The 22,327-nt window shown below is 45.2% G+C and carries 20 protein-coding genes; 6 read left to right on the top strand and 14 right to left on the bottom strand.

Going from position 1 to position 22,327, the window contains the following annotated elements:
- Window positions 1–39: 39 nt before the first annotated feature.
- Window positions 40–249 (bottom strand): hypothetical protein, encoded by a 210-nt coding sequence (locus tag MK127_06440; GenBank protein ID MCH2532431.1) that lies wholly within the window; start codon window positions 247–249, stop codon window positions 40–42.
- Between the two features lie 77 nt (window positions 250–326).
- Window positions 327–1,349 carry an amidohydrolase gene (locus MK127_06435; GenBank protein ID MCH2532430.1) on the bottom strand — a complete coding sequence of 341 codons (1,023 nt, stop codon included), beginning with the start codon at window positions 1,347–1,349 and terminating at the stop codon, window positions 327–329.
- A gap of 199 nt (window positions 1,350–1,548) precedes the next feature.
- Here MK127_06435 and MK127_06430 point away from each other — a divergent pair, with 199 nt between their 5' ends.
- Window positions 1,549–2,628: a hypothetical protein gene (locus MK127_06430; GenBank protein MCH2532429.1), complete on the top strand. Its 1,080-nt coding sequence runs from the start codon at window positions 1,549–1,551 to the stop codon at window positions 2,626–2,628.
- Between the two features lie 74 nt (window positions 2,629–2,702).
- On the opposite strand, the gene MK127_06425 is transcribed toward MK127_06430, so the two are convergent.
- From MK127_06425 to MK127_06400, 6 genes are all read right to left on the bottom strand, one after another.
- Window positions 2,703–4,040: an aromatic ring-hydroxylating dioxygenase subunit alpha gene (locus MK127_06425; GenBank protein MCH2532428.1), complete on the bottom strand. Its 1,338-nt coding sequence runs from the start codon at window positions 4,038–4,040 to the stop codon at window positions 2,703–2,705.
- A 29-nt stretch (window positions 4,041–4,069) separates the two neighbouring features.
- Window positions 4,070–5,188, bottom strand: coding sequence for a cupin domain-containing protein (locus MK127_06420; protein ID MCH2532427.1), 1,119 nt, complete (start codon window positions 5,186–5,188; stop codon window positions 4,070–4,072).
- Between the two features lie 64 nt (window positions 5,189–5,252).
- Window positions 5,253–5,471 carry a hypothetical protein gene (locus tag MK127_06415; GenBank protein ID MCH2532426.1) on the bottom strand — a complete coding sequence of 73 codons (219 nt, stop codon included), beginning with the start codon at window positions 5,469–5,471 and terminating at the stop codon, window positions 5,253–5,255.
- A complete protein-coding gene (locus MK127_06410; protein ID MCH2532425.1) occupies window positions 5,471–6,829 on the bottom strand; it encodes an aromatic ring-hydroxylating dioxygenase subunit alpha in 1,359 nt (452 codons plus the stop codon). The genes MK127_06415 and MK127_06410 overlap by 1 nt, the downstream gene beginning before the upstream one ends.
- A 57-nt stretch (window positions 6,830–6,886) precedes the next feature.
- Complete coding sequence (locus MK127_06405; GenBank protein MCH2532424.1) at window positions 6,887–8,092, bottom strand: MFS transporter; 1,206 nt, start codon at window positions 8,090–8,092, stop codon at window positions 6,887–6,889.
- Window positions 8,093–8,111: 19 nt separating this feature from the next.
- Window positions 8,112–9,143, bottom strand: coding sequence for an amidohydrolase (locus MK127_06400; GenBank protein MCH2532423.1), 1,032 nt, complete (start codon window positions 9,141–9,143; stop codon window positions 8,112–8,114).
- Between the two features lie 100 nt (window positions 9,144–9,243).
- Here MK127_06400 and MK127_06395 point away from each other — a divergent pair, with 100 nt between their 5' ends.
- Window positions 9,244–10,188, top strand: coding sequence for an NAD(P)-dependent oxidoreductase (locus tag MK127_06395; protein ID MCH2532422.1), 945 nt, complete (start codon window positions 9,244–9,246; stop codon window positions 10,186–10,188).
- 18 nt (window positions 10,189–10,206) lie between these two features.
- Here the strand turns inward: MK127_06395 and MK127_06390 are convergent, their stop codons facing one another.
- Genes MK127_06390 through MK127_06365 form a run of 6 tightly spaced genes read right to left on the bottom strand, consistent with a single transcriptional unit; the run spans window position 10,207 to window position 16,929 of the window.
- The gene (locus tag MK127_06390) at window positions 10,207–11,256 is read right to left on the bottom strand and encodes an amidohydrolase (protein ID MCH2532421.1); all 1,050 of its coding nucleotides are present in this window, start codon (window positions 11,254–11,256) and stop codon (window positions 10,207–10,209) included.
- A gap of 23 nt (window positions 11,257–11,279) precedes the next feature.
- Window positions 11,280–11,912, bottom strand: a complete 633-nt coding sequence (locus MK127_06385) for a hypothetical protein (GenBank protein MCH2532420.1) — start codon at window positions 11,910–11,912, stop codon at window positions 11,280–11,282.
- A 9-nt stretch (window positions 11,913–11,921) separates the two neighbouring features.
- Window positions 11,922–13,076 carry an amidohydrolase family protein gene (locus MK127_06380; GenBank protein MCH2532419.1) on the bottom strand — a complete coding sequence of 385 codons (1,155 nt, stop codon included), beginning with the start codon at window positions 13,074–13,076 and terminating at the stop codon, window positions 11,922–11,924.
- A gap of 52 nt (window positions 13,077–13,128) precedes the next feature.
- Window positions 13,129–14,226, bottom strand: coding sequence for a zinc-binding dehydrogenase (locus tag MK127_06375; GenBank protein ID MCH2532418.1), 1,098 nt, complete (start codon window positions 14,224–14,226; stop codon window positions 13,129–13,131).
- A 2-nt stretch (window positions 14,227–14,228) separates the two neighbouring features.
- Entirely contained in the window at window positions 14,229–15,221 is a 993-nt protein-coding gene (locus MK127_06370; GenBank protein MCH2532417.1) for an NAD(P)-dependent oxidoreductase, read from the bottom strand.
- 7 nt (window positions 15,222–15,228) lie between these two features.
- Window positions 15,229–16,929: a hydantoinase B/oxoprolinase family protein gene (locus tag MK127_06365; GenBank protein MCH2532416.1), complete on the bottom strand. Its 1,701-nt coding sequence runs from the start codon at window positions 16,927–16,929 to the stop codon at window positions 15,229–15,231.
- Window positions 16,930–16,979: 50 nt separating this feature from the next.
- Here MK127_06365 and MK127_06360 point away from each other — a divergent pair, with 50 nt between their 5' ends.
- From MK127_06360 to MK127_06345, 4 genes are all read left to right on the top strand, one after another.
- Window positions 16,980–19,112, top strand: a complete 2,133-nt coding sequence (locus tag MK127_06360; protein MCH2532415.1) for a hydantoinase/oxoprolinase family protein — start codon at window positions 16,980–16,982, stop codon at window positions 19,110–19,112.
- A 79-nt stretch (window positions 19,113–19,191) separates the two neighbouring features.
- On the top strand, window positions 19,192–20,418 hold the full coding sequence (locus tag MK127_06355) for an ABC transporter substrate-binding protein (protein ID MCH2532414.1): 1,227 nt from the start codon (window positions 19,192–19,194) through the stop codon (window positions 20,416–20,418).
- 76 nt (window positions 20,419–20,494) lie between these two features.
- Entirely contained in the window at window positions 20,495–21,424 is a 930-nt protein-coding gene (locus MK127_06350; protein ID MCH2532413.1) for a branched-chain amino acid ABC transporter permease, read from the top strand.
- 1 nt (window position 21,425) lies between these two features.
- Window positions 21,426–22,325, top strand: a complete 900-nt coding sequence (locus tag MK127_06345; protein ID MCH2532412.1) for a branched-chain amino acid ABC transporter permease — start codon at window positions 21,426–21,428, stop codon at window positions 22,323–22,325.
- Window positions 22,326–22,327 lie beyond the last annotated feature (2 nt).

The following is a 22,327-nucleotide window of genomic DNA, read 5'->3' as shown; positions in this document are numbered from 1 at the left end:
TACGCCTCTCTCTCTGAGTGACTAAATGCAAATGAAAAATTAATTATCGGCGCCAGACAACTCATGGGCGACGATTGAAGCCTCCCCTAAAGTCATAACAGTCTCCGTCGTGCTGCCCATTACTACTTCGTAGCTAGAAGACATAACACCTGAGGTAGCGGACGTGCTTGAGCTATCGTCTGATACTTCATAGACCTCAGCCTTACCCTTTGGCCCTTCCACAATGGTGATTAATTCTCTGTCTGCCATAGTGTCCTCCCGTACTAGATGAATAAAATCAAGAATCCTTCTGCTGGCTGAATTTCAGCCAGCAGAAGGAAAGCATATTAAAACTTACCGTGAGTAAACGCTCGTCGTGCGTTATCTTCGAATATGTTTTTCTTGTCCTCTGGAGTTAGCCACGCAATTTCATCAATTACTGGAGCTAAATCATCGGTCTGCTTACCGGTCTTCGGGTCAATAGAAGTACCACTACCGGGGTTTTCTGTTCCAAACATTACACGATCTGTTCCACAGATTTGGAAGCAGTAGTCTAGAGCTTCTTTGTTGTAAAGGTTGGTGTCGTAATAGAACCGGCGAATACTTGTGTCAAAATCCTCAAGGTTAGGATTTGCTTTCATGTCGTTGTTACGACGAACCCTCCATCGACCAATCTGGTAAGGCACTGATCCTCCACCGTGGGCGACGATTATCTTGAGGTTAGGGAAAGTCTGAAATACTTTGCTTGATGGGCGGATCATGTTCAGAATTGCCTGCGATTCAGTTGTAATAAAGTGAGCACTGTAGGATTCCCTTGGGTCCTTACAGGCAGCAGAGTGAATTAATCCTGGTACATCTAGCTTTACCATTGCTTCGTAAAGGGGGAACCAGTATTCATCATCCATTGGTGGAGTGTAGGTAGTACCTTCACCTGGGTCTGGGTTAATTAGGCATCCGATAAACCCTAATTCTTTTACTGACCTTTCAAGTTCTGGCACCGCATGTGAAGAATCTTTTTGTTCACTTAGCTGAGGCAAGCCTGCAATACCCTGGAAACGATCAGGAAATTCTTTTACGTGTCGTGCAATGACATCATTGTTTACTTCCGCAAACCAATGCACTATTGATTCTGGTTTTTCTGAGTGCATTAATTGGAATGGACGTGGGGAAAGGAACTGAACATCAGTTCCAAACTTATCCATGATGTCAATATTCTGTTGCGCAAACTGAACTATGCGTTCGTCTGAGCAACTCCATGCGCCTTTTCCATGGTATCCACGTCCTGAAAGGAGAGTGGATTTGAAGGCGTAAAGTTCTGGGGGCGCAACCGTATGCGCGTGCATGTCTATGATTCTCTGTCCGTTGAGCATGTCTCCTCCTATTAAGACAATGAATATACGTGAAACCCTGCAATGTCAAGCCTTAAGCTCAATTGATGCCGTCAATACAGGCTATCTTAATACAGGCAATTTTAAATGTTAAGGTGTACACTGAGTCCATCAATTTTTATATACAATCTGGCCTTTACATTTAAATAATTCCCAGATACTTACTCTCAAGGGGGTATATATGGCAAAGATCGTTCTAGGGGCTGGGACTTCACATAGTCCTATGCTTGCATTGAATGCAGAGCAATGGCCTCGTTACTCACAAGGTGATTTAAATCATCAAGAATTAGTATTTCCTCCGGAAGGCTTTGCAATGCCTTACGACGAAGGATTACAAAAAGTCCCTACTGCTATCCGAGAAAAACCTTTGACTGATGAAGTTTTTCAGGCCCAGGTTGATGCATGCCAGCGTGGTATCGCAGAACTGGCAAAAACTTTCAATGAAGTCAAACCAGACATTACGGTGATAATTTCCGACGATCAGGATGAATGGTTTTTTGAAGATAACATGCCTACCTTTTCGGTATTCTGGGGACCATCTGTTCCTATAAAGCCGCGTACTCTTGCTGCAGGGTTTAGAGAACCAGACATTATGGAATCCATTGCAAAGGGTTACGGTGACGTTGAAATGGATGTTCCCGTTGCTTCAGATCTAGGTCGTCATGTCATTGAATATATGATCGACCATGATTTTGACGTCTCTCATTTTACTTATGTCAAAGAAAAATACGGCGGAACCGTAGCGCGTCGTTATCCTAAAGAAGTAGGGGAGTTGAGTTCAGTTCGTGATACTGAGCCAAGAGACCAAGGGCTACCTCACGGATTTGCTTTTATAATAAAACGATTGTTTGATAATGAGCCACGAACAATTCTTCCAATATTTGAGAATACGTGTTACCCACCAAACCAACCGACACCAAAACGCTCATATGAATTTGGTAGAGCAGTTGCCGACGCTATTCGCGCATGGGACAGCGAAAAAACAGTTGCCATCATCGCATCTGGGGGGCTTAGCCATTTCGTAGTTGATGAATGGTTAGACAAAACAGTTTTGGATGCCCTTGCGACAAAAGATTCCGAAACTTTAATGTCGATACCCCGAAACAGGTTATATTCAGCAGCGTCTGAAACTCAAAATTGGATCGCTGTTGGTGGTGCAATGGAAGGGACTGACCTTAACTTTGAGTTAATTGAATATGTCCCTGTCTACCGAACCCCTGCAGGTACTGGTGGCGGATGGGCGTTCGGTCGATGGCAATAGTCCGATATTTCAAAAACTGATGCGAAAGAGGGGCTTGATCATCAAGCCCCTCTTTACTTTGCGTCTGTTTGATTTTAATGCTTTCGGCCGTCTGAGAACCAGGCGCCGTCACGAAGAGCTCCGCCTGTATCTTCAGATACACCACTTATTACCTGCTTTTTCTCGATACCATCCCATTCTTTCAACCTCGCGCCGCTACCTGAAAGAATTTGCTCGACATCAGGTTTTCTCGGTACATTGCCTTTAAAAGGACCACCGATCTCATCGTAACCAGGATACATATACGACTCACACGGCAGTACAATCGTGCCAGGGTCTTGGTCATAGACATTCATGGGAGTACCACCGTCTTCAACAATATCCATCTGCTCATTAAGCATTCTTCGGAACATTATGATCCCGACATCAGTTGCTCCTAGCCTCTCAGTAGTTCTGTCTGTTACAGGACCTTGTATAACCCACGCAACTTGATCCTGCGAGGCTACATAGTCACGGACTATTAGGCCATTTTCGTCATAAAGCGACCGTTCATCAAAAGGGATTTCTTCTTGAGGGCTTTCCCCTTGCTGGTATTGGCGATAATTAGTGATGAGGTGCAAAGTATGAGTGTCATCAACCGGCACTCGTATTTCTAGCCCATGACTTACACGAAGGATGTTTGGAAAAAGTATTGGATGACCTATAGCCCAATGATCATCAGTCTCATCTTCTCCTTCAACCAGGCGGCGCTTAATAACACCGTAATCAGTGATCTCAAATCCAATTTTTCGATGATCAGCCCCACGAAATCCCATGACTGCGTTCCAACCATCTCTTTCCTCTGGGGATTTCATCCGATTGAATTGCCACCCACCCCAATATCTGTGGAGCCATAGAAAATGTAATGGATCTAGTGAATTCTCTTGGCACTGTAGCCAATTGCATGGCAATAATGTTGACCATGCATCTTTATGGCCTTCCCAAGAAAGAACATCCCACTTAGGTAATGCTGGAACGGGAAGGGGGCCCATATAGATAAATACCAAGCCACCGAGTTCCTGTACAGGGTAGGATTTGATGTGCACCTTATCTTTGAATTTGGAGCCTTCAGGCTCAGATGGTTGATCAACACAAGCTCCGTGCTCGTTGAAAATCCATCCGTGATAGGCGCAGCGAATACCGTTCTCTTCAGGTATACCATAGGCAAGGCTGGCTTTACGATGGGCGCACGAAGGCTCAATACATCCAACAGTACCTTTTGTGTCTCGGTAAAGAACAAGATCTTCACCAAGGAGACGTACTTCTTTAGTAGGGTTATCAGAATTTAACTGCGCACTGCCCGCGATCGGGTGCCAGTATCGGCGCATTAATTCGCCCATTGGCGTACCAGGACCTACTTTTGTTAGCCGTTCATTCTGCTCTTGTGTAAGCATAGTACCTCCTAACTAAGGACCATTTTGACTTATTTGGAAGCAGTAGAGGCAGTTTTGAATGTGAAATCTGGGTTGGTATATACCTCATCAGGCATCCTTGATTCCAATCCTCGTTTTGCTAATTCTTCTTCAAAATATTGCCTAACCCAGGGATCTTCATCCACATATTCAATATTTACGCCTTCCGCATTACCTTTTTCATCCTCATCTTTACCTAGAAATTGAACAGGAGGGTGAAGAGCAAAATACCGAGCTGCTGCGTTACCGAGATTGAAATGTTGGTGAAAATACTGATCAGGCGGTGTTACCGCACTACCTTCATGCCAGGGGTAAATTTTCTTTTCTCCACCTTCCCCCCACATTACGGAGTAGCCTTCTCCTCCTGGTATAACAATAAGCCTTCCTGGCCCATGCCGATGTGCTTTCTTGTATGTTCCTGGAGGAAATACTGACATGTGTGCGGATATTTCAGAATCGGGGACGTACATCGCTATGGACGATCCGCCAGCTCCACGACTTCCCGCTGCAGTCAACTTATCCCACGCCAAAAGGTCGGGCCAAAAGTTGCCACTCCAAACGGTAGCGCCGACAGCGCCCCATGCGCTTCCGAAATTCTTCTCAATATCTTTTGCTTCTGAGAAAAAATCTTGATCAGCATTATCTAAAATTGTTTTGTTGACATGAGCATTGTTCATGAAGAATTCAGGATCAGGAATTGTACTCATGGCGATTGGAAGGTAATTGAAATAGAGGAGGCGTACAGGAGTGTTACCCATATTTCTTATTTCAGCCCATGCATTTCGAGGTATAACAAAGACAGACCTGTCAGAAAACTCGAAATCTCGTTTAGCATTACTAATCTCCCCCCAGACAGAGGCAAATCCTCTCCCACCAAGGACATAGACCATTTCTTCAACACCAAGCTTGAATGGTTTAAGAGATCCCCCTGAGGGAATTTCTTGCACCCGGGCTTCAGTTACCCCACCCATGTCGGTGAATCGTATTAGCGCTGTATTACAGTCCCTTATGTCCCAATAACCCAATTGCAATGTTCTAAGATCTTCTACATAGCAATCGGATAACAGAGGGACTCCTTTGGATGCTTGTTCTTCCAGCCAATTGTCGTGCGTAAAATAACTGCGGACCATTCTTCCTCCAATGCCTGCTTTGATTCATGCTGCACGTAATTTTGCAGCATGAAATGGGTTAAATTTAAAGTGATCGTACCTCTGTCATCGCTTCGTCGATGAATAATCCGTAAATGTCATCCTTATCTACATTTTTTTCAGCGCCAGGCGCGTCGGGACCAAATGGAGAATCAATAATACGTACTGGAACTTCTCCGTTAGTGTTGAGAGTTCCAATTACTTCTGCCGTAGCACCATCGGAAAGCTCGATTTTATTACCAGGCTGTAGCGCTTCTGCTCCCATTACCGCGATGCCTCCTGCGTTCGAGTCTTAGCATCAACACCACCTGAAACTCCGCGTTCGTTCATGATTGGGCTATATTTACTTGCCATACCTTGGCGTTCAAAGGCAAATGCCTGACCACCTGCTAGCTCTGCTCTCTTTGACCAATGCTCAGTATCCATCCCAAGATAGGCATTAGTATCCGGATCACGGAATGTGTTTATAGGATCTCCGCCATCTTCAACAATACGTATTTGCTCTTCTAGCATCCTACGGAACATGATCACGCCTTTATCTGACCTCCCTAGGTGTTCCTGTGTTCGGTCTGCTATTAGACCTTGTGTCGCCCACGCAGCAACATCCTGAGCACTGTTTGAATCGAGAATTTCGAAATGAACCCGTCCATCTTTCTTTAGATTAATTAATGGAGGCTCAAAAAACGGAACATCCTCATGTTTTTGGTCAGGATCACCAATATTTGCCTTAGGGTGACACATTACCCACCAGTGGCCTGTGTGAGTATCGTCTATAGGAACACGAATTTGAAACGATGGGCCGACACCCCGTGCGATTCCAGGAGTGTCATCGGGGTTTTTCCACGTATCGATGGCAATGCCGCTGCCACCTTGCCTAAGAAAATAAGGGAATACTATGGGATGACCTTGAGCCCATTCAGGGTCTTCGTAGCCACCACCTTTGACAAGCCGCCTCTTGATGATTCCATATTGGAATTTATCAAAACCTATTCGCTCGTTTTCGTATCTAGGACGTAGGTTTTTACCAGTGCCCATCACAGTTGCGATGTAATTACCCCATTCCCCATGAAGCCATTCTGAATGGACAGGATCCAATGAATTTTCCTGGCATTGAAGCCAGTTGCAGGGAAGTTCTGTATATCCGATATCACGGACAACATTATCAATTGCGAAAACATCCCAATTTGGAAGTAATGGCGCAGGACTTGGTCCCATATACGCAAAAATCAATCCTGCTTTCACTTGGAGAGGGTAGGCTTTGATTTTAACTTTGTCTTTGTATTTATTGTCTGGAGCTTCCGTAGCCTCATATGGCTGTTCTAAACATGCTCCTGTTTCGTTGAACATCCATCCGTGGTAAGGGCAGCGAATCCCATCATCAGTAGGGATACCATAGACCATACCCATTCTTCTGTGAGGGCAATAATTATCAACCAAGCCGTAAGTGCCTGAATTGTCCTTGTAAAGGATCAGTTCCTCTCCAAGTAGCTTAATTGGCTTTGTGGATCGATCATTCATTTGAGAGACAGCAGCGATAGGGTGCCAGTAGCGGCGCATTAATTCGCCGGTAGGTGTGCCTGGCCCGACTCTAGTCAACCTGTCATTCTGTTCAGCGGTAAGCATATATTTTCTCCATATAGAACTTCAGAGCGCAGTTTAGCAAAAAACGCCGAAGGATGTTTAGTTATTTTGCTGTGATCTTTCTTTTACAGCACCTAGGAACAACAATGCAATAACTATACCTGCAACCATTGCCAACCATGCCGTTTGATAATCAGCTATGTCAGAGAGCCATCCAAAAAACGGGGGAGTGATGACGATCGCAGATCGCGAAAGCGTGGAAGCATACCCGATAGCAGTTCCAACTTCCGATGGCTTAGCTATTTCAGATAGCAATACGGAATGCAGGCTAACCCAGGATGTTGCCGTTGCTCCGAGGCCAATTGCCACAAGCACCAACCCCCAGTAAGGAGTGTTTTCTGGTAAAAATGCAACAATAGTCAGAACGGCTATGGTTGAGAGTCCCGCAACTAGTAATACAGGCTTTCTTCGACCCTTGCCAAGAGTGTCACTTAATACACCCCACGTAATACGCATCACGATACTGCTCATTTGTAATATCGCAAGCAAAGTTCCACCTATAATCACTGATACTCCTAAATCATCATTCAGATATAGGATGAAGTATGTAAGTGTTGCAACTTGTACTCCCACGAGAGGAAACCCAAAAGCCATAGCCAGCGAAAGGTCCCTGCTCGTAACGACGGATTTAATACCTTCTAGAAAGGGCTTACCAGACTTTTTTCTTTCAATCGCAGTTTCCTTATCGCGATATATGGCAAGAATTAAAACCCCTCCCGCACTAATGAATCCCCCCAATGCTATTGCTGCAACTTGCCAGCCATAAGCGATGGCGATTGGAGGAATAATTGCAGCAGCAGCAGCGGCGAGTAGTGGATTACCTGCTTGCTTAATACTCATTGCCGTCGCTCTTTGCCGAAGTGAAACCCAATCAAGAATTGCTTTTGTACCTGCTGGATGCCCAACTGGTCTTAAAGATCCCATGATTGCAGCTACAATCAATACTGTTGTGAAGCTGTTTGCAAAGTACATTGATGCGACTGCAGCTCCACTCAAAATCATAGTCAAACCTGACATGAGACGGGCTCCAAAATGATCAATGAGCCATCCGAATCCTGTGCTTGTTATTGTTGCTGCACCAAAAATTGTTCCTGTGATAATGCCCACTTGCGTACGGCTTAAATCAAAATCATCTTGTATGAATGGGTAAAAAGGAGTGAATCCTTGCCCGGAAAGAGCAAACCCCCCATGGCTGAGTACTGCTATGCCTATGACTACGTATGGATACAGCCGATGAGTGGTCATCTAAGAAATAAAAACCCTCTTAAGCACTTTGATCCAGTCCATAGAAACGGATAGCGTTTTCTCTAATGATTTTATTTTTCTTGATATCATCCATGTCTTCCCGATTGCGTAAATATTCAAGAGACTCCGGGAATTCACTATCAGGATGCGGATAATCACTTGCGTACATGAACCAATCTTCACCAACAAATTCCATTACAGTAGGAAGTAAGGCTTCATCAGGCTCACAGCAAACATAAATTCTTCCATTGCGAAAATAATTACTAGGCAATGAAGTTACTTTGGGTGCTTCCGCTGCACCTCTCCAATTCCATTCTTCATCAAGGCGTTCCATGAAAAAGGGAACCCAACTCGCCCGTGCTTCCATAGAGCCAATATTAAGGTTAGGAAAATCTTCAAACACTCCGCGGAAAATCATGCTTGTAAGCTGTCTCATTTGACCAAAAGGGTGTATCAAAGTATGCGAATCGATCATTCTTTCGAAAGGGTCGACTTCTGGGCCGGAAGGGTTTGTTACAGTAGCGTGTAGGCAGAGAGGTACTCCTAATCTTTGAGCTTCCTCGTAGATGGGGTAATAATACGAATCACCAAGCATGGGTCGCACCGGTGGACCATGGGTTGGTAGCATTGCAGAGACCATACCAAGCTCAGAGACTGCCCTGTTCAATTCACGGACAGCCTGGTCAACGTCTTGCATCGGGATGAGAGCTATTCCTTTAAATTTTGAGCTCACATCTAAGTAATTTTCTTTAAGGTAAGTGTTGTAAGCAATACATAGGGCAGTTGCTAACTCAGGTTCTTGAACAAAATTGATATTTAGTAGTCTGGTTGGAAAAAGTACGGTTTTTGATACGTTTCCTTTTTCCAGTGCATCTAGCCACTCGGCACTATTAACATTTGGCTGGCCAAATTGCCCTTCTATAGTCGTATCCCAAGTGTTTCGGGGTGTCCACCACCATTCTCTTTTCTTGAAGGATTCAGGCAAATGTTTATATACCAGCTCTCTGTTGTCCAAAACATGCCCGTCCGAGTCAACGCCAACAATTTCCATGGATTAATTCCTTATAGATATTCAAAAGATTGCCATTGTTTGATCTGCAGTGTACAAGTTTGTTGACAGCGCGTCGAAAATCGGTAGGAGGTATTGAATCATGAGAGTTTTAATTACTGGCGCAGGGCTGGTTGGTACTTCATATGCAATCGAAGCGATGGCTTTAGGCGATCAATGCCTATTCTTTGACTCAAACCCAGACCCGGATTACTTAAAGATGCGGCTCGGATCAGTCAGCTCTGATGACTACGTTCAAGGGGATTTAAGGGATTTGCCAAGCTTAATAAGCGTGATGCAAAAATTTCAACCCTCTGTAGTCGTGCATACTGCGGGACTGATCGGAAGCAGTGTTTCGAACCCCGTATACACTGGCCTTCAAATAAATATCCAGGGAACGATAAATGTGCTGGAGGCAGCACGGCTGTGTGGCGTTCAAAAATTCGTGCATATAAGCACATTCGGAGTGTATGACCGTCGGTTAGAAGGCAGTAGTCCCCTCGCAGAAGATTTTCCGAGAGGTGCGGATAATCCTTATTCAGCGTCTAAAATCGCAAATGAACATCTTGCAGAGGCATATGCTGCACAATTTGGCATGCAGCTAGTGATTGTTCGTCCTGCCAATGTATATGGATTTGGCCATTTTCGAGGCGGTTCTGGAGGCGGGCGGATGCTTCAAAGTATTGTCGAAGCAGGCCTTGATGAAAAGGAATTATTAATAACTGCTGCTCAGGCAAGATCGTTCGAGTACATACATTCTGATGACCTCGGGCGCATAATTCATCGCACAGTTGTAAATGATGTGGTAGGCGCGTTTAATGCAGGGAATGGAACAATTCTTACCTTTGATGATCTTCTGGAGTCAATCAAAGCAGTTTTACCCAACCTGAAAGTTTCGGTTGAGTCAGGGCTTCGGCAGTCATTTGCGCAGCCGATGGATTTGTCACGAGCCAAAAGCATATTGGAGTGGGAGCCAACAGTATCCATGATAGATGGCTTCAAAAAATATGTATCTGATGTAATTGCCGCAAGAGCTAAAATGCAGTAGTACTATTCGAAACTTGATTTACAGTGCGTATAGTCTTTTCGGATTATCACTCAGAATCTTGTCGGCAATACTTGACCCTACTTTGCCGTCGTCTCTTAATTTTCGAAGAGCATTAATTTCGGCAGTGGTATCAGCATGGCCATAGTCGGTACCTATTATCAAATGTTCATCGCCAACTCTACTTGTGACGTAGTCCAGATCATCTATGGTTTGGCAGCCTACATAAAGTTGATATTCTTTCATCAGCTCGGCACCATCTTTAAACCCTCGGCCAACTAAGCGATTTCCTCGTAGGAAAATATCATTCATTACATATGGGAGCCATTGTGATGTGACTTCTATAAAAGTCCATCGAAGGTCAGGGAATCTCTCGGGAATTGCATGAAGCACGATATCTGAAAATGCGCCAATTGTAGGGAACTTAAACGTTGCTAAGCCTTTACCTCTGTCTAGAAGATCCAATGATCCAAAGTTTCCAGCCGCTGCATGTACAGCTATTGGCATGTTTAATTTAGAGGCCTCTTCATACAACGGGAAGAGGTAAGGTTCTGAGAGTAACATATCTCCTTCCACTCCTCTCATAAATACAGCGCAAGCACCATTTTCTTTTCCGAAATGTAGCTCTTCAATTGCTTTGTCCATTGACATAAGTGGCGGTATTACTGCCCAACGAAGGCGGCCTTTTCCTTTAGCCCATATATCAGCAGCCCAACGATTGTAGGCTCTGCTTATTGCATAATCAGTATCTGAGTGCTTTGTAAGGGGTCGCAGAAACATAGTGGGGTAGAGGATATGCATATCTACTCCAAGTTCATCCATGTGCCGCAATCGAGCATCTACGTCGGCAGCTTCTCGTGCTTCTGAGGGAAACTCAGCGCCTACGTTAAAATCCTTACGCCATGCCCTGCCTTCCATGTACCAATACTCGTGATGAAGGTCACCAGAGTCATACCTTAAGACAAGTGGCTTGAGGTGCTGATCTTCATCGCGAAGAAATTCAAAAGTTCGTTCTGTTTCAATGAGGTGAGTATCTGCATCAATTACTGAAGTTCTTACTGCTGTTGCCATTACCGCTCCTAATGGGTACGTAGTTATTCACCAAACATTGCAACTTCTCGTTGCCGTGGCCCATAGCCCTGCCAATATTCTCCAGTTTCAGCATCATATCTGCCTTGCAAGAAACCGCCTGATTTCTCGCTCCGAATAATGATGGCAATAGTCTGTTCGCCTAAGCTGCGCTCTGCATGTATTTCATAAGGACGTACTAAATCGACTGTGCCTGGGGCTACTTCAAAATTCCCTGTTTGTTGAATTTTTACGTAAGCTTCAGTTCTTTCCGCCTCTTCAATAGGAGCATAACGCTCAATCATCTCATGCCCTGCTAGTACTCCATAAAGAGTATAAATGTGGGCATGATCATGTATTCCACGCCACGTAGGATGAGCAGGATTAACTGCCGGCTTAGATTTAACTTCACGTTTCAACCCATTTACTACGAAACCATAGTCAGGGTCTTCGTAGAACAATAAATTTTCAGCTCTGTCGGTGAATTGATTCGCCGGCCAGTGTGCAGAAGCCTCAATGACAGATGGGTCGGATAGAAAATCATTTAAGATTGGAGTCAATTTGAGCCATCGAGTTTCTTCATCTGATTCACGTGAAAATAAATCTCTGGTACTAGTAATGAATCGATCTAACGCAGTTTCAATTTCTGTAGTAGTCATGAATTCTCCTTAAGATACTTTTGCCGGCACTTCAGCTAATTTGTACAAATTAGCGCAGTTATCCCACAGTATTTTCCGTTTTTCCTCATCTGTAATTCCTAAGTTGAAGAAACTAGATACAGCATCAGGGTATTTAGAGTCACCGTGAGGGTAATCAGTAGAAAACACCATCCGATCACTTCCGACCCAGTCAATGGTATATTTGGCAGGTTCTTCGTCCGGTTCAACTGATACCCAGCATTGCCTCTTGAAATATTCCGTCGGGGACATCGTAAGCTCTGGAACAAATACATCGGATTCTCGCTCGTAAGCTTCATCTAGCCTCCACAAAAGCCATGGAGCCCATGCGCAATTTGCTTCCAAGAACGCGACTCGTAAATTAGGATGCCTTTCTAGAACTCCACCACCACAAAAACTACCCAGAGCCATCATTTGCTCAACGGGCTGAGCGAATACACGCCTAAGCATGAAATTAGGCTCAAAATGCTGCCCTACTTGCGGGGCTCCAGATGAAGATGACTCATGAAATCCAATTGCAATGTCATGCTCTTCAAGTGCACTCCAAAGAGGGTCATAAAATGGATCATGCCATGGCTTGTCGGTCATTTGATTAGATCTCATGAAGACTGCTTTGAAACCAAGCTCTTTGACAGCGCGCTGAACTTCTTTCACTGCGTCATCCATGTTGAAGGGGGATATCATTGCCGCACCGATAAGCCTGTCAGGGTTGGGTTCACAAAAATCATACATCCAATTGTTGTAAGCCCTAGCCAGTGCAGCAGCCATATCGGAATCCATATGAGGCTCAGCCAATGTGTGTAAGCCACGTGTGGGAAAGAGGACCGCCATATCTAGTCCTTCAATATCCATTGCCTCTAATTGAACTTCCGAAGACCAGCCTCTTGCGGCATGATCTGCGTAGATCAATTGATTTTTTTCGTAGTTATGACCACCAGGTTTGTTAGGATTGCCGGCTACACCTTTTGAAGTAGAGCCCCAAAGCGAGCCGTCAGCGTGGGTAGTCCGGAGATCGCGTACGTTTGCAGAAGTAATACCAATAGGCCCTAAGTCTTTATATTTACCCTCACCATATTTTTGCCAGAGGTCAGCGGGCTCCATTATGTGCATGTCGCTGTCTATAACTTTATAACCATTCTTACTCATGCTTCCTCCCGTATATGAGCGTGGCTCCATGGATTTGTGTTTCTATGCTGATTTAATTAGCAGGCTCTCCGTTTGGTAGAATCACTGCAACCATCGCTTCTAATTTTTCATGCGCTTCAAAGCCTTCATTTACACCTTTTAATTCGTAACGATGCGTAATTAACTCTTCCACCGGACGATTTACTATCGATCTCATAGACTGCATTGACCTAATGATATGCCGAGGTCCAGCAGAAAAGACTCCTTGCACTCTAATAACCTTTCTAGTTAATAATGCAGGATTTGCAGATAGTAATCCATAGTCTGTCCATTGGCCAATAACTAAATAACGCCCTCCAAAGCGCACCATCTCCAGTCCTTCTTGAAAAGCAGTAAGGCCCCCCGACGCTTCGATTACAAGATCAGCGCCTCTTCCTTGTGTCAGTTCTTTTATACGCTCTACACGACTTTCAGGAGTAGGATATTCAGATAGGCTCACCGTTTGCGTTGCACCTAGCCTAGTTGAAAGCTCTAATCTGGACTCTGGAGCCCCAATTACAATCACGTTCGCCGCTCCTCCTATCAATGATTGATTTAAAGCACCAAGGCCAATTGGGCCTGAGCCCTGAACAACAACTGTATCTGCAGAGTTGATTCCGCCAATACGCTCAATACCATTAAGGCACGTATGGTTGCCAATGACACTGAGCAAAGCGCGTTCATTACTTAAATCATCAGGAACTCTTAAGAGCCATGGAGTCGCTGCTAGCTGTAAATATTGACCGAATCCTCCACGTAAATGCGGAGCTTCGGTAGATTTGAGCATACCGTAGGATTTCGAATGCTGGCAGGACTCGCCCATAGAACATTGGAAGCAACGACCACATGGTGCGTCTCGAAAAATAACACGGTCACCTATTTTCAAATCCTGCCCTAGCACATCAGTTTTTATTTCAGGAGAAATTTCAGCTAAAATACCTATGTTTTCATGGCCGAAAATTGTTGGAGCTGGAGTTGTATCCAAGTGCGACGCATGGACATCCGTTCCACAAATCGCAGCCATCTGCATTTGTACAAGTGCCCCACCTCTTTCTATTGGTAATATTGGAAATTCTTGTATCTCAAGTGGTCTTCCTGCCCCTGTAAACACAGCTGCCATACACTTATCCATAATCATTCCTCCCTCTGATTTAGTGGTAACTCCAGGCGTTCAAACCATTCCAGCCAATCTTTTACTGCGGATTCAGGATCGTAAATTGCCTCATATCCAAATTGCTCATACGCACGGTGCGTATCCATGCGGAAATAGCTGGAAGGTCCAAACCCTCTTGGATCAAGGCCGGGACCGACTTCTATTTCTGCGCTAGGAATAGCGGATTTAAGGCCTTTAACAAAATCGTTCATTGTATATTCTTTGCCACTACCAATATGAAAAATATGGCCATGGAACGTGTCAGCTAAACAGGCTAAAATTACGCTTCTCGCCACATCCCTTGAATAAGTGAAATCCAGCCTTTGATCTCCTCCTTGAGGTATCACTGTTTTACGTCCGGCAATTGCATTTTCAATGAGAGTATTCCAAATTACGTTATGAGAGCCGTGTCGAGCAACGCCTTTCCCTATACCGTAAATCGCGGCAAAGCGAAGCGCAGCGAAATCCAAATCGAATAAGCGTTTGTACTGGATCCCCATTAATTCCCCTGCAACTTTTGTAGCTCCGTAGACACTGCTAGTCGGATAGGCAGCAAAGGACTCATCCACTGGTTTCATCTCGGGCTCTAAATGCGGTTCCGTCATAGGTGAAAGTGCACCAATAGAGCTGGTGAAAATTACCCGATCACAGCCAGATCTCCGTGCTGCTTCTAATACATTTACGGTAGATTTCGCATTAATTTCGAAACCAGCCAAAGGGTTAGAGTCAGCAGCTTCGGGGTATATAGCCGCTAAATGGCAAATTCTGTCTATCTTGTTTTCTTTGCATGCTATTTCAAGCTCTTCAAGAGATGTAATGTCCCCTTGGATAAAATGAAATGAGCTGCTGATATCGCGAAGTAGAGTGAAATCAGGACGTGCGTCAAATACGACAGGTTCATGACCCATTGCAAGCAAATCTCTTGTTACCCAGCATCCATTTACTCCTAGCCCTCCAGTAACAAGTATTTTCATATTGCTCCTAATCAGGAATCGCTAAAGCTGCATCTATATCCGACTTACTTAAGCCATAAACCTGCTCAGCGGTTATAGCAGTTATGTATCCATTACGTAGATCTGAAACAATTTTCGCTTGGTCTCTATCTTCTGGACTTCCAGATCCGCCAGCTGACGCTGTCTCCATGCATACTACATCGCCCGCGGAGAGGGCAACGTTAGATACAAGGCCTTCAAATAAACGCTCGTTGTCGGTACCAGGGTTTAACCGTACTTTACCTGCCTTACCATTGCCTCCGCCGAGAACGCCATGTGCAGGAACAAGAGTTCTTGGTGTTCCTCCAGAGTACTGGGCATTAGTTTTGACACGGTATTCGCGCCTAAGCGCTAGTCCGCCTCTATACTTGCCTGGACCGCCTGAATCTACGACTAAGTTGAATTGCTGCATCTCCACTGGAAATTCAGATTCAATTATCTCCACTCCTGTATATTTCGCACCGCCTGTCCATGAATGACCAGTTCCGGTATAGCCATCTCCACCGTTATACGCGCCGTTTCCTGAAACAATGATTTCGTACTGAACATATCGCTTTGCTTCTGCACCGGTCGCTCCAAGTACAAGCATTCCTGAAACACTGTTATGTGCAACTTCTGGTTTCCCGGAAATTTTGCTAAGAGCCTCAAAAATAATGTCTTCGACTACAGGCATAGTCATTGAATAAAACCCCACAGGGGCCGGAAAAGTTGGACATATTACAGTGCCGTCCTTAAATTTGGATTCTATAGCACGCCCTAGTCCATAATTGTTGGGAATTGAAGAATCCATCATTGCGATCGCAGCGTAATGAACCATTCCTCTGACAAAAGGCGGCCTTGCATTGACAGGGCCAGCTGATTGCTCTCCTGATCCACTAAAATCTAAGGTTAACTGGTCACCTTTTTTTATCGCTTTGACATGTAATCGGATGGTCTCACCAGGGCGAGCTATGTCATCGATGAACGCTTCAGCCTCCGCGCTACCATCTAACCAAGTTGATATTACCTGGCGCGCTCGTGATTCAGTTCGATCACCCAATCCTTTGAAAGAATCAAGGACCGCGTCTTTACCATAGGTACGGACCACGTCCGCCAGTCGCTTTATTCCTATACTCCAAAGAGCACCGGCCTGCGCCTCAAGGTCACCTAAAACCAATTCAGGTGTTCGTGTGTTGGACTTAAGGAATTGGACCACTTCAGGTAATAATACGCGCTGATCCATGAATTTGACGGGCAAGATGGAAAGGCCTTCTCCAAAAAGATCACGGGCGCCAGCATTTCGAGAGCCAGGTGATTGACCGCCAATATCGACTTTATGGCCCATGCTTGCGCAGAATGCTATGACCTCATTATCAGCGAACACCGGCATCACAACTACCATGTCATTGGGATGCGGGCACCCTGAAAAATAAGGATGATTAGTCAGAAAACAATCTCCTTCTTTCATTTGATCCAGGGAGTAGTAGGTGAGTACTCCTTTAACACAGTCAGGGTATGCGCCCAAATGTGTGGGCAAAGGAGAGTGCTGTCCTACTACATTGCCTTCATGGTCAGTTATTCCAGCAGAGAAATCATGCGATTCTCGAATAATTGTTGAATAGCCTGTCCGAAGCACCGCAGCCTGCATTTCGCGTACTATGCCATCAAGTCTGGCTCGTACTATTTCTTGATCAATTACATTAGTTGCCAATTTTTTCCTCATCAAACATGTGCGCCTAAAATTATTCCCGACTGGCATTCATGTCAAACTCAAAAAAATTTATAGACCTTTCCATCATTATCGACTCAAGGTATAGTGCCGCCGAGTCCACTAGAGGCATTGAGCTTATGAAAACGGTTGCAGTAGATACTGGCGGTACATTTACAGACATGGTCGTACTAGACCATGTCTCAGGTGAAGTAGAGGTCCTCAAAACTCCTTCTACTCCACATGACCCTGGCCAGGCAATTATTGACGGATTAGCAGAATTACTGGCAGGAGGATTGAATGCAACAGACGTTGCTTCCTTCACGCACGGCACGACAGTAGGTACAAACATTTTGGTCCAGGATAAAGGTGCACGTGTTGGACTTCTAATAACCGACGGGTTCAGCGGGGTTAATGATGTTTGGCAAATCCCAAGATTTGGGAGTGATCTATCTGACATATATGTGGAGAAAAATCCACCTGTGGAGCCATGGTTACGAGAAGAAGTGGTCGAGCGAGTTGATTTTGAAGGTAATGTGAAAATCCCTTTAGACATAGCTCAAGCAAGAGATGCAATTATCCGTTTAAAAAAGAAAGGTGCAGAGTCGATTGCTGTAGTACTTCTTTTTTCATTTTTAAATAGCACGCATGAACAGGCGCTATCCAAAATGCTTCAAGAAGAGTTCCCAGACGGATCTGTGTCCCTTTCTTCTGAGATTCTTCCTCAAATTAGAGAATTCCCAAGACTAAGCACGACAGTTGCAAATGCACGGCTTGCTCCTGCAATGACCGACTATCTGAATAAATTAGCTCAAAGGTTACGTGACTTAGGTGTTTCAACTGAGCAGCTCTACATCATGCAATCAAATGGCGGAGTAGCGAAAATTACAAGCGTTGTTCCAATTACGACACTGCTGTCTGGCCCTTGTGCTGGATCGGAAGCAGGTATGCAAATTGCTAACTCTGCAGGGTTCCCTAATATGGTCTCCTTCGACGTGGGAGGTACCAGCAGTGATATTGCCCTTGGTGAAGGAGGGCAGGTCTTAGAGCAAACTTCAGTACTAGTCGGTGACTGGGAAATTGCAACACCAATGCTGATGATAAATACGATAGGTGCAGGAGGTGGAACAATTGCCTGGATAGATGGTGGGGGCGCTCTCCAGGTCGGACCTCACAGCGCAGGTGCTGCACCAGGCCCTGTGGCCTATGACAAAGGCGGTACGCAGCCGACAGTAACAGATGCCAACGTAGTACTTGGATATCTGCACCCAGAATATCTCCTTGGAGGTAAAGTCAAAACTAATAAGCAAAAGGCTTATGACGCGATTGCAGAAATGGGTGCGCAACTTGGCATTGATCCCATGAGCACTGCAGAGGGAATCATCAGGATCATCAACGCGAAAATGGAAGAAGGTATACGCGAGGTATCAACTGAACGCGGCTACGATTTACGTAACTTTGTCTTAGTTGCATTTGGCGGAGCAGGACCAGTCCATGCTGCAAGGCTTGCTGCTGATTTAGGTATGCATAAAGTCGTCGTGCCTCCTATGCCAGGTGTTAGCTCTGCGTTAGGTTTAGTTATGGCCGACCCGCGAAGAGATTTCGTTCGATCGCGATTACGCCCATTAGATTCATTGGAGCCTGCTGATTTGGCTTCTGTTTTTAGTGAATTAGAGGACCAAGCGAGGAATGAGTTCATTTCAGATGGATTTGAAAGTGAACTCATTAGCTGTTCGTTTTCCATAGATTTGCGATACCAAGGTCAGGGCTATGAGCTTAATGTTTCCGTAGGTGACGATCCGAAAGTCACTAAAGCGAGCATGAGTGATCTGCGAGATCGTTTCGATGTAGCCCACGAGCAATTGTTTGGGCATAGCGCAAAAGGTGAACCAGTAGAGGCAGTGAATTACAGGGTTCGTTCCACGGTGAAAGTGCCCAAATTCTCCATGCGAAAAGATGATAGGAACCTTGGCTCAATTGACTCAGCAAAAGTCGCTGATAGAGAAGTGTTTTTTGATAGGAAATCAGGGTTAGTTTCAACTCCAGTCTACGATAGAACGCTTTTATGCCCTGGGCATGAAATTAATGGACCAGCGATCATTGATCAATTAGATAGCACTACAGTCCTTCATCCTGGACAGAACGCTATCGTGGATGACTATAGCAATTTAATTATCACTCCTTAATCTCAAGTTTTTCTTGACATTAGATTTGGTAACTGATAGAGATTTCGCGTTGCAAGTACCCATGCAATAGGAGGAAAAAATGCAGGGGATTAAAAGTATTCGATATGGTTTGTTAGCTTTTGCAGCTGTAGCTGCACTTATGACAGTAGTTGCGTGTGGAGGGGACGACCCTACACCTACGCCAGCCCCTGCGGCTGCGGCTCCTGCTGCTGCACCAGCACCTGAACCACAGGTCCTAAAGGTAGGTTTTACTGTCCCAATGTCAGGCACATACGCCCAATGGGGACGCCTAGCTTCAGGCATGCAGTGTGCAATAGATGAGTTGCACGACTCTGGAGAGCTTGGGAACGTGACAATGGAATTATTACCCGAGGACTCCAAAGCTGACCAGGCTGAGGGTGTAACAGGGTTAAGGAAATTGGCTTCACTTGATGGTGCTCCTGTGATCATGACTATCTTCACAGGCATCGGATTAGCACAAAAACCTGTAGCTGAAGAGCTGGAGGTTGTGCTGGTTAGCTCAGGTATACAGAACCCTAAGTTTGCTAAAGGTAGCGACTGGGTGTTCCGTAATGCTTTGAACACCACCTGGAACGCTGATGCTTTGGTTCGTTACATTACCGAGGAAGCAAAAGAAGACCTGAAAGGTGAGACATGGGCAGTCTTCAAGGAAGAAGGAAATGACTCCCTCGACCTGCAGATTGACCGACTGAAGGAACTGGCCGCGGAAATGGGCTTTACTGTTGCAGTAGAGAACTACCAAAAGGGTGACACTAAATTTGACACCCCCATTACTAAGATCAAGAAACTAGAGCCAAAAATTGTACAAACGATGGCTTTGGGCCAGGAACTTGGCTTAATTTTCAATGCCATGGCCCAACAGGGCGTCAAGCCTGACTACCGATTATCGGGTGGTGGAGCAGAGGGTAACGTTGATTTGATCCGTATTGCTGGTGATAACGCCAACGGTATTATTTACTCAGCACCTGCCTATGAGGCCGGCGCTGACCCTCGGACTCAACGGTTCGTAGACTGCTACTCGAAGGCACAGGGTGGAGACACTCCTGATACTTATGCTGCATCTTTCTACGACGGCACTTTATTCATTGCTGAAGCTGTGAAATCTGGCGCTGATGTTTCAAGTGCTGCTGATATCCGCGATCATTTGGCCAAGGTCAAGTCAGTACACGGTGTATCAGGACGATGGGATTACACTTCCGATGGTGATGCCTGGGCCCCGGTTTCGATAGGACAGGTTCAGGATGGTAAATTTGTGAAGATCGTTTCACAAATCGAGCCTTATTAACTAGTTACTTTTAGTAGGGGGTCATATTTCTGACCCCCTACTAGTTACCTACAAATATTGAATTGGACGCCTTTAATTGGACACCTTTATTCAAATCGCTATAAACGCATTAGCTCTCGGCTCCTTATACGCTCTGCTTTCTCTGGGATTTGCAGTCATCTACAACACGGTCCGGATTTTCCATGTCTTGCATGGAGCAGCCTTCCTAGTCGCTGGCTACTCTACGTATTGGTTCACTAAAGGAGAAATATTCGGGTATTCCCCAGGTTTTAATATATGGGTTTCTGCTGCAATTGGTATCGTATTAGCCGGCGTATCAGGCATCGTTATGGAATTGTTTATTTACCGGCAATTCCGCAAAAAAGGAGCTGGATTTCTTGTTTCGTTCCTTGGATCCCTTGCGGCGTTATTTTTCGTAGAAGGCATGCTAATTACTGTGGCAAAGACCACCCACCGAATGGCACGGCCTGGTGGTCCACTTCCAACAGTGAATATCCAAAATGAGGCACTTGGCCTTGATTTGTATTTCACATGGCATACGATAAATACAATTTGGCTTGTAGCACTTTTAGTAGTTGCGGTCACGTTGTTTTTCAAATACACCCAATGGGGCAGAATGATCAGAGCTGTAGCAAGCAACCCGGACTTAGCAGTAGCGGTCGGGATTAACGCCTCGCATGTGTATTTATTAGTTTTCATTCTTGGGTCGACTTTGGCTGGCATAGGCGGGGTAGTGCAAACTTATGAAACAGGAATCACTCCAATAGTAGGTATCCATCTCGCAATTACGGCTGCTGGCGGCGTGATTATTGGCGGTATTGGTAGTCTTCCCGGCGCTGTAGTTGGAGGGCTCGCACTTGGGCTAGCACAAACATTGGCCGCATATTTCTTTGGCGGCAACTGGGCAGAGCCCGCAGGATTTGTGCTGTTGCTATTGGTAGTGCTTTTCAGACCTTACGGACTGCTTGGAACACGGGAGCACCGAGAATTGAGGAGACTGCTTTAATATGGATTACTTTGCTGATCTTGCCGTCAAATTGAGTATATTTGCCATTTTGGCTACCTCTCTTAATATGTCCGTCGGATATACCGGGCTTATGAGCCTGTCACATGCTGGGTTTATGGGAGTTGGTGCTTATACATTTGCTATCTTGACTACCCAATCTACGAACCCTCCCCCTGGCGCAGAAATGTTTAATTTGCCGTATTGGCCAGCATTGCTAGTGGCGGGAATTATTGCTGCTGTTGCTGCAATTATTGTCTCTCCTATATTGAGGCTTCGTGGTCATTTTTTCGTACTCGCTACGGTTACGGTTCAATTAACGATGGTACAAGTGCTACTAAGCTGGAAATGGATGACTAATGGTTCACTTGCAATTCGTGATGTGCCCAGACCTTCTTTTCTCGGCCACGTCGTTGGTTCACCTCAAGAATTCTTGCTATTCAGTGTGCCTGTAGCAATTTTTCTCATTCTAGTAATTCGGCAGCTGGTGCAATCTCCTTATGGTCGCGTCCTTACTACGATTAGAGCTAATCCTTCAGTTGCTGAGAGCATAGGTAAAAATGTCGGGTTCGTAAGACTTCGAGTATTTGCCACAACTGCATTCATGGCAGGTATTGCGGGAGGATTGTTCTGCTCGTATGTAACGGTAGCTGCACATACGCAATTTTTGGTCGAGTTCAGTACGTTTATATTAGTAATGGTTGTTCTCGGTGGCTCAGGTCGTTGGATGGGCTCAATATTAGGCGTGCTAGGCTACATATTAATTAGCGAGGGAGTACGCTTTATACCTGGCATTCCTCCAACAATGGTAGGTGGCGTACGGACTATGCTTTTTGCAGGGTTATTATTCCTAGCGATGATGTACCGACCTCAAGGCCTTATTGGCCGGTATAAGCTGGAGTAGCC

The organism is Dehalococcoidia bacterium (assembly GCA_022449765.1).
In the GTDB taxonomy this organism is placed as follows: Bacteria; Chloroflexota; Dehalococcoidia; order Lucifugimonadales; family Australimonadaceae; genus UBA2963.
Note: the sequence above shows the minus strand (reverse complement) of the source record. Positions and strands in the feature narration are given on the sequence as shown.